The 8,821-nt window shown below is 67.8% G+C and carries 8 protein-coding genes; 6 read left to right on the top strand and 2 right to left on the bottom strand.

Annotated features, from left to right (window positions below; all coding sequences use genetic code 11):
• The first annotated feature begins 2 nt into the window (after positions 1 to 2).
• The 6 genes from EB084_13635 (at position 3) to EB084_13610 (ending at position 6,251) form a co-directional block, all read left to right on the top strand.
• A complete protein-coding gene (locus tag EB084_13635) occupies positions 3 to 1,034 on the top strand; it encodes a hypothetical protein (GenBank protein NDD29299.1) in 1,032 nt (343 codons plus the stop codon).
• Positions 1,031 to 2,158: a hypothetical protein gene (locus tag EB084_13630; protein ID NDD29298.1), complete on the top strand. Its 1,128-nt coding sequence runs from the start codon at positions 1,031 to 1,033 to the stop codon at positions 2,156 to 2,158. The genes EB084_13635 and EB084_13630 overlap by 4 nt, the downstream gene beginning before the upstream one ends.
• 139 nt (positions 2,159 to 2,297) lie before the next feature.
• Positions 2,298 to 2,987, top strand: a complete 690-nt coding sequence (locus tag EB084_13625) for a hypothetical protein (protein NDD29297.1) — start codon at positions 2,298 to 2,300, stop codon at positions 2,985 to 2,987.
• 125 nt (positions 2,988 to 3,112) lie between these two features.
• Positions 3,113 to 4,009: a hypothetical protein gene (locus EB084_13620; protein ID NDD29296.1), complete on the top strand. Its 897-nt coding sequence runs from the start codon at positions 3,113 to 3,115 to the stop codon at positions 4,007 to 4,009.
• Positions 4,010 to 4,116: 107 nt separating this feature from the next.
• On the top strand, positions 4,117 to 5,382 hold the full coding sequence (locus tag EB084_13615; GenBank protein ID NDD29295.1) for a hypothetical protein: 1,266 nt from the start codon (positions 4,117 to 4,119) through the stop codon (positions 5,380 to 5,382).
• On the top strand, positions 5,379 to 6,251 hold the full coding sequence (locus EB084_13610) for an LLM class flavin-dependent oxidoreductase (protein ID NDD29294.1): 873 nt from the start codon (positions 5,379 to 5,381) through the stop codon (positions 6,249 to 6,251). Before EB084_13615 ends, EB084_13610 begins: the two co-directional genes overlap by 4 nt.
• 18 nt (positions 6,252 to 6,269) lie before the next feature.
• Here the strand turns inward: EB084_13610 and EB084_13605 are convergent, their stop codons facing one another.
• Positions 6,270 to 6,992: a DUF3298/DUF4163 domain-containing protein gene (locus tag EB084_13605; GenBank protein ID NDD29293.1), complete on the bottom strand. Its 723-nt coding sequence runs from the start codon at positions 6,990 to 6,992 to the stop codon at positions 6,270 to 6,272.
• Positions 6,993 to 7,093: 101 nt separating this feature from the next.
• Positions 7,094 to 8,821, bottom strand: a 1,728-nt coding sequence (locus tag EB084_13600; GenBank protein ID NDD29292.1) for a hypothetical protein, incomplete at its 5' end; no start/stop codon positions are given.

The raw sequence follows: 8,821 nt of genomic DNA, 5'->3' as shown, positions 1-8,821 counted from the left end.
ACGTGGCGCTGGGAGAGCGCTGCGCCCCGCACAATGCGGCGACCCCGCACGTCGATCGCGATTTCACCACGTCGCTGGCGCGCCGCGCGGAGGTGGCTGATCTTCTTGTGGGCGAGCTCGATGACACCGAGCGCTTCATTCGCGACACCTTGCGCGGGCTTCCCGCAACGCACGCGCAGGGCCGCGGTTCGAACGTGCTCAAGCCGCACAAGCGGTTGAGCAAGGAGAAGCGCTTCCAGTACTTCTGGCAGCTGCTGCCGGCCAATGCCGGCCTGCACAAGCTGAGCCAGTGGGCGGTGCGCGACCTTTCGGTGGCAGATCCGGCCGCGCACGCCCTGATGCTGCGTCTCATCGGGCGCGACGGCACCTACTTCGCGTCGCGGGCCGGTGCGCTGGCCCAGGCGCTGGGGGAGCGATCGGAGGAGCTCTCGCGCGGGGGGGACGTTCCTGAGGCCCTGCGTGCGCTCTGCGTGGGTGATGCGGCTCGCGTTGAGGCGGAAGCCCAGCGTCTCGGTGCCTTGAATGAGCTCGAGCGACTGCTTGAGGGCATCGATCCCGCGCGGGTGCGAGATGACCCCGAACGAACGGCGCGCTGGAACCTCGCTCGCCTGGCGTTTGTATCGCTCGAAGGGCTCGAGGGGCAGCTGTTTCGTCCGGATGAGGTGCGTGCGAATCCGACCTGGTTCACGTTCGAGACCCAGCGCACCGGCCTGCTGCGTCGCGAGCGCATCCACCGCCTCCATCTCACGACCGAGGGGCTCGAGGCGCTCTCCCGCGCTGGGTTCACCTCAGACCTCGAGCGGCGGTTCATCGAGCTGCTCGCCGATCGTCGTCGCCTGCGCTATGAGCTGCACACGGTCGAGGGTCTCGAGCTGGCGGCGAATCGTGGGGAGCGCCGCGCCTCTACCCTGGCCGAGCTTGCGGCGTTGCGTGCGTCTGCCGCACGCACGCCCGTGCCGTCTTCGTCCACCTCGGGGGCCTGCCCCTCAACGATCTCCACGCTTGAACAAGAAGAACAAGGAGCTCTCCCATGATCGCCAGCCAGTCTCCGCCGCCGGGTCGTTCCATCTCAGTCACTCCCGTGCGCGTGCGCGTGCAGGGGAAGGCGGCTGCTGACGGCGAGTGGCCGGGCATCAACCACCCCTTGCGCGGGTGCACCGACACGGGCGAGAAGGTGGTGTTCAAGCACAACGCCCTCAGCTCACTCGGGTCGCTGTCGGCGCGGGTCGATGAGCGCCAGGCGCGTCTCAGCGACGAGCACGAGATCATGGGAACGCACCTCATGACCGAGCTGTTCGGCCTGCCGTGTGCGGTGGCGCGCGAGGCAGAGGCGGTTGCGTCTGATGGCACGCTCTGCCGCGGGATTGTCACCCCGTTCATCGATGGGCTCAAGACCCTCGACAAGGTGTCTACGTCGGCCGTGACCAATCCGGACGAAGCCGTGGGCGCCTGCGTGGTGAAGGGCTGGATGGGCGACTGGGATTCGGTGGTCAATGACAGCAATGTCTGGCTTCGCGCGGATGGAACCGCCATGGCCTGCGATTACGGCTTTGCATTTCAGGAGGGCATCTCGACCCGTGGGCTGCCGAAGGCCAACCTGCGCATCATGCGCGCCTTTGCCTCTGCCGAGAATGTGGAGCCTGTTGTGGCGGGCATCCGCGCGCTCACCGACGACGAGATACGAGGCACGGTCGATCGCATCGGACGCGAGAACATCGATGGCTGGACCGCATCACGTGTGAGCCTGTTTGCCGATCCGCTCATCCACAACAGAGATCGGCTGCGTCGCGACAACGTGTTCGCCGACTACTATCGCGGTGTGCATGCGACCGTGCATCCCCCCCTGCGACAGCTGCTCGCGCCGCTCGTGAACGTTAACCACGACACGACGCACATCGCCATGATGTGCATTGCCGGCGCTCCAGGTGCCGCGGGCGCCTGGCTGATGCGTCATCTCGCCTGTGGCGCCGCGCACGGCGATGGGATGGGCCAGCAGATCGGTGAGGCGCGCGCGGAGGTCGGCTTCCTCGGTGTGCAGCCGAGGGCCTTCAGGGGTCAGCTCGATCCGCCCCACGGGGGCACCCACCTCGAATGCGTCTTCGGTCTCCACGAGGAGGTGCAGGATGATGGTTCGCATGCGGTCGACGTTCCCCGATGACGCGGCATTCCTTCTGTGGGTTGCTCACGGGCTGACGCGCAAGCGTTGGATTCTCCGTTTGCGTGATTCCGGAAGGGAGGGCGTGTCTGACGCGCGAACAGGCGTAGGCGCCAACCATGAGGCGCATCGAGGAGGCCACATGAAGTTCCGTCTCACCGTCTCACTGCTGGGGCTGGCCCTGACTGCTGCGCTCGCAGCCCCTGTGTGGGCGCAGGCGCCACCTTCCTCTCCCGCCGCGCCACCGAAAGGCGCCGTTGGAGCGCCATCGGGCGAGAGCCGCGACAAGGCACACGGCGAGCGCGGTTCCAAGCTCATGACGCGCATCAAGACCGAATGCCGGCTCACCGACGAGCAGGCCCAGAAGCTCAAGCCCATGCTGCGTGCCTATCACGACAGCGAGAAGCTGCGAACGAAGTCGGCGCGCGAGCAGCGCATCGCCTTGCTCACGCCGGAGCAGCAGGCGATCACGCAGCAGCGGCGCACGCATGGTGCGAAGGGCAGCGCAGACTGGGGGGGCGGTGGAGACGAAGAGGCGCACGAGGGAGGCGGTGCGCAGGGGGGGCAGGGGCAGCGCCTCAATCTCACCGATGATCAGAAGACGAAGATGCGCGCCATTCGTGAAGCGTCGAAGTCTCAGCATCAGTCGAACCAACAGGCGCTCTTCAGCCAGACCCGCACCCTGCTGAATGCCGAGCAGGAGTCCAGCCTCGAGCAGATCATCCAGCACCCCTCGCGCGGAGAGGCCGGCAAGGCCAAAGGCGAGCGCAGGTCGCACGGGAGCAAGGGGGGGGCTGGCGCCAGCACGTCGCAGCCTGCCCCGACGCCCTGACGCGATCCCCGAAGAGGCTTCGCTGCAAATCGGCACCTGCGCCGGCTCTCACCAGACGATGAGGGTCGGCGCTCTTCCTATCGGCCGCCGGCTCCACGCAGGGTTTGCAGGAGGGGTCGTCGCCAATGTACGTTCGTCGTCCGTCGAATCATGTCTCCCATCACGGGCCGTCCGAGACGAAGGGTCCGCTGGTGGCGGCATCGTCACACGCTCGTGCTCGCCTCGGTGGCGCGGCCGCACCCGCGGCCGCCCCGCACCCGCCAGCCGCGCACGGCCCAGCCGCGCACGCGCCAGCTCCCCATGCACAGACCAGCGAGCATCGCACGGTCATGACCCCGCAGGCCCTTCCATACGGGGCGTCGACCCAGCGGAACTCGCCTCTGCCCGAGCCGCCCGCGCCGAACGGTCGTCCGGCGGAGGGGCAGCCGTCGCCCGCAGACGCCTCGGAGGCGCGCGGAGGTCTGCTCGACGGCATGAAGGGGTGGCTCTCTGACGTGGTGCGCGATCCCGGCGCCGCGCTCAAGGGCGCCGAAGAGAAGATTCGACAGACCGTCATGGACAAGACGGGCCTCTCCCCCACAAAAGACGAGATGGCCGCCATGAAGACGGTGCACGACATGCTCTCCGCCGACAAGCTGGGCGGCAAGGACGGCACGTTCAACCAGAACGACACCGACGCCATCGCCCAGTCCATCGGCAAGAACATGGGCGGCATCAAAGGGCGCATCGCTTCGCGCATCGCTGGCAAGCAGATCAACGAGGGGCTTCAGAAGGAGCACATCTCGCCCGAGCGCGCGGAGCCGGACGCGACGCCGCGCAACGTGACCCGCGAGGACATGGAGGGCTTCCAGAAGGCGGTCGCCACAGGTCTTCAGGGCTACAGCAAGCGCGTCGGGCAGACCCCGCTCGGCAAGGCGCTCGGTCTCGACAAGCCTGCGCATCCGCCGCACGGTCTCAGCCAGAATGACGTGAAGGCCATCATGGAAGGGCGAAAGCCCCAGGGCTGGGTCGAGGATCACTAACTGTCCAGTAGCAGCCGAGACTGCTGCTGGACGGTCAGAAACCTCTCGAACAATCAGGGTGAAGGTGCGCAGGAGTCATCAGACGGCGGTCGAGAATCGACCGCTTCATGAGACGGCGCGAGCTCCTCACCTTCACGGCGGCCCTGGCGACAGCGGGCCTCACGGGCACCCCCCTTGCCTGGGCGGGAACCGACGCAGACGCGCGGCTGCTCGATGAGATCGAGCGCCGCGCGTTCCGCTTCTTCTGGGAGCAGGCCGACCCGCGCACGGGTCAGGTGAAGGATCGCGCCCGCTCGAGCGGCACCGACACATACACGGCTTCGAGCATCGCCGCCACCGGGTTCGGTCTCACCGCGCTGTGCATCGCCCACCAGCGGGGATATGCGGCCCGCGATTCCCTTCGCGAGCGGGTCGCGACCACGCTTCGCTTCATCGCCCACGAACTGCCGCACGAGCATGGGTTCTTCTACCACTTCGTCGACATGCGCGATGGCCGTCGCATGTGGAAGTGCGAGCTCTCGACCATCGACACCGCGATTCTGCTGTGCGGTGTTCTCACGTGCCGTCGTCATTTTGCTGGCGACGTCGAGATCACGGCACTGGCCACGCAGATCTATGAGCGGGTGGAGTGGCCCTGGTTCCTCAACGGAGGTCAGACCCTGTCGATGGGGTGGACGCCGGAATCCGGCTTTCTCGCGTCGCGCTGGAGTGATTACTGCGAGCTCATGATGCTCTACCTTCTGGGGCTCGGGTCGCCCACCCATCCGCTGCCGTCTGCGTGCTGGCGCGCCTGGAAGCGCAGCCGCATCACCTTCGATGGGCTCACCTACATCTCGAGCGCGCCGTCTCTGTTCATTCACCAGTACTCCCACGCCTGGTACGACTTCCGGGATCGCGTCGACGACGGGGTCGACTGGTTCCAGAACTCAGTGACGGCCACCGAGGCGCACGAGCGCTTCTGCCTGGCGATGCACGATCGCTTTCCCGACTACAAGCCTGATCTGTGGGGCATCACCGCCTCTGACTCGGTGGCGGGCTACGTGTCGTGGGGAGGGCCGCCGGCAGAAGGAAGGTTCGACGGCACCATCGTGCCTTGCGCCGCCGGCGGCTCCATCCCGTTTCGACCCGACGCTTGTCTGCGCGTTCTGCACACCATCCGTGACCGGCACGGCGCAGCCGCGTGGGGGCGCTACGGGTTCATCGACGCTTTCAACCCGCTCACCGGATGGGTGAACCCGGATGTGGTGGGCATCGATGTGGGCATCACCATGCTCATGGCCGAGAACCATCGCAGCGGCTTCGTCTGGCGCACCTTCATGTCTGATCCCAGCGCTGTGCGGGCCATGGCGCGCGCGGGCTTTCGCAAGGCATGATGCAGATCGGCATCGCCATTCCGCAGACGCACCCTGATGGGCAGCGCATCGAGCGATACCTGCGGCGGGCCGAGGCGCTGGGGTTCGATGCCGCCTGGACCATCGAGCAGGTCGTGGGCACCATGCCCATCTCCGAGGCGGTGGTGACCCTCGCCCACGCCGCCGCTGTGACGCGGCGCATGAGCCTGGGCGTGTCGGTGCTGCTGGCCGCGCAGCGCGAGCCCGTGCACCTGGCGAAGATGCTCTCGAGCATCGATGTGCTCAGCAACGGGCGTCTCATCGTGGGGGTGGGGCTGGGGCAGTCGAGTCGCCTCTACGGCGCCTTTGGCCTTGACGATCGTGGGCGCGCGGCGCGGTTCGAGCAGAACCTCGAGATCATGCGGCGCCTGTGGACCGAGCCCCGGGTCACCTACGAGGGGCGCTTCGCGCGGTTGCGCAATGTGGCCATGGAGCCGAAGCCGCAACGCTGCCCTCCGATCTGGTTCGGCGGACACGCCGCTCCCGCGCTTCGGCGCGCGGTGGAGCGCGGCGATGGGTTCATGGGCGCGGGGTCGACGCCCACGGGCGTGTTCCTCGACGAGCTGGCCACCGTGCGCTCGATGGTGGGCGCGCGGCGCGATTTCGTCATCGCAAAGCGACTCTACGTCTCGTGCGATGATGATCTGCCGGCCATTCGCGCCTGGTTCGGCGCGTTCTATGGCGCCCCCGATCTCGCCGACAAGGTGGCGGTGTGGGGGTCGGCGCAGGCCGTGGCCGACGCGGTGAGACGCCTCCGGGACGCGGGGGTGAATCACGTGCTGCTGCACCCGGTCACCCGCGAGGAGCATCAGCTCGAGTGCCTTGCGGCACAGGTGCTTTCGCAGCGATGAGCGCCGTCCGCGAAGGGCTCAGGGGGTGAGCAGCGGGCCGTCGGGCGAGGCCACGGCCTTCAGCTCTGCATACGGGATCTTCACATCGACCTCGCCCAGCGCGTACGGGCCGACCTGATAGGGCGGGAAGGTGACCACCAGGTTGCGACCATCGAGCACGAAGGCGCGAAAGCACTCCTGCGTGGGGGCGGTTCCTGTCTTTACCCAGCGGCTGTCGCCCTTGAGGTCATCGCGTGCGAGCAGGTGCTTGCGGCAGATGCCGCTCAGCAGCTGGAGGTAGGGGGCGTCCGGCTTGAAGAGACGGCCCAGGGGAAGCTCGGCGCCCGTGCGCATGTCGAAGAGCCATGTCGAGATCGAGTGGTTGGGATGGGCCGCGCCCGTGTCTTCCGCGATTCCCGTGAGCACCGACAGCCAGCGCTCGCTCTGGTAGCGCACCGTGTAGCTGCCGCTGAGCGCCCACGGACGAGGCTTGCGGGCCTCGCTCTTGTGCGCCATGGCGGCGAACTCTTCGATCTCGCGCCGCGCATGGTCACCGATGGCGTCGTTGATGCGTTTCTGCGCGGCAGATGCCCGCGTGATCTCGAAGATCTCGAGCTCAGCGCTGTAGACGTTCGGCTCGGAGCGCACCATGGTCTTCTTCTCGATCTTCGGTGCCCCCGCAGCGGAGGGGGGAAGGGCCAGCATCGCCGCGATGGCGCACACGGCGGCCAGCCAGCAGCAGGTCACGGTTCGGCGGGTCACGGGCAGAGGGCCTCCAGAGCTAGGGTCGCGGCGCCGGTCAGCGCGTCGGGAAGGTTCGCAGGCGGAGCGCGGGGTCCTGCAGTCGTGGCTCGTGGTGCGTGTCAGCGGGTCGTGCCCTTGGGTACCCGGACGCCTCCGATGATGACGCAGTCGTCGCCGTTCTTCACCGTCGCGTCTCCGGCCGGAACGCCCGCGGAAGGCGCGGTGAGCGCCGCCATCGCGTCGTCGAGCGATCGCGACAGGGCCAGGTTCTCGGAGATCCGGCGCATCGCATCGTTGGCAGAGAGCGCTCCGAAGCGACCCTCCCGGGTTCCCTGCTGCACGAAGGCGAACACCTCGGCGGTGCGCGGCTGCTGACCTGCGGTGGCGAGCACGCCCTGAAGCGCGAGGAAGCGGTTGCCAGCGTCGATGAGCGATTCGCTCGGCAGGCGGTTCACCAGCAGCGCGCGGTAGTCGCTGGCGGCCAGCGCTCCCGTTCCTGTCGTCTCTGCTCGCGCGATGTCGAGGAACAGCTTCTCTCTCGCGTCGCTGCTCTCGCTGCCCGCGGGAATGCGCAGCAGCTCAACGCCCTCGAGGGCGGCAGACAGCGACCGCGTTGCCTCGGCCAGCTTCACCAGCTGCCCGTCGAGCCGCGTCTTCTCGGCGGGTGAGCCAGCTCGCACCGCGATCTGGTGACGTGCCTGCTTCACGATCGCGAGGGCGTCGTCGCCTTTGTCCTCGCTGACAGCTGCGGCGTAGAGCGTTCCGAGAGAGGTGAGCGCTGTGGCATCCGGCTCGATGGCGAGAAGGTTGCTCATGTCCTTGGTGGCGCGTTCGAGGGTGTAGCGCGACGCATCGCGCCCGTTCGTGAACTGCGCGCGCACGAGGCGCGCGAGAAGCTCGGCCTTGGCTTCGACGGGTTGCGGCGCGGTGCTGTCGAGCACCGCGCTCACGAAGTCCTGGCCGTACTCGGCGAGGGGGGTGTTCGCCAGGGCCGGGATCGCGAAGCGGGCCGCAATGTCAGCGGCCTGGGCCAGGCGTGGAGCGACCTTCGAGAGGTCGGCCATCTGGGCGCTCGTGACGCTCACCTTGACGCCGCCTTTCGGCCCATAGAGGAGCGTGGCCCCACCCCTCAGCTTCTTCCAGGCGTCGAGCGGGGGGAAGAGCTCGACGCTGCTGTAGTCGGGATTGATGAAGCCGCACCCGGCCTTGTCGGCGCGCACGGTGACGGCGAGCGCCCCCTCTGGGAGGCCGCGGTCGATGCCGCTGCCGCGGAAGAAGTCGTGCGCGAGCAGATCGGCGTCGGTCTCGAGACGGCGTTGCTGGTCAGAGCCGGGGGGGTCGCTGATGTAGGCGCTGCCTTTGTGCACCAGCGCCATGAGGGTGGCTAGCCCTCCGCCCATGACGGGGGCGTTGGTGTCATAGGCACCGCTGTAGTTGTAGGCTCCGAAGCCGATCCCGTTGCTCTCGAGTGAGCGCACGGCCTCCACGGCTGCGGCGCGATTCGGACAGGCCGCGGGCCCGGCGCCGCGGTAGGCGTCGAGAAGTCGGATGTCGTCGAGGTTCTGCAGATGGATGTGCGCGTTGTCGCCGATGTTCACATTGAGCTGCGTCTTGAACTCTGACGGCTGCTCTTCGAGCGCTTCCGCAAGATCTTCGGCGGACATCGCCACGTACTTGCTCTGCAGCCCGGGGACATGAAACCCGCGCTGCATCTCGAATGTGACGCCGTTTGCCTCGATGCGGCGCAGTGCATCGAGCAGGCCCGTGCGGGTGGCGGTGGTGAGTGCGGCGCCGATGGGGCCCGAAACGGCGTTGGCGCCACCGAGCAGGCCGGCGCGCTCGAGGGC

The organism is Pseudomonadota bacterium, from assembly GCA_010028905.1.
In the GTDB taxonomy this organism is placed as follows: Bacteria; Vulcanimicrobiota; Xenobia; order RGZZ01; family RGZZ01; genus RGZZ01.
Note: the sequence above shows the minus strand (reverse complement) of the source record. Positions and strands in the feature narration are given on the sequence as shown.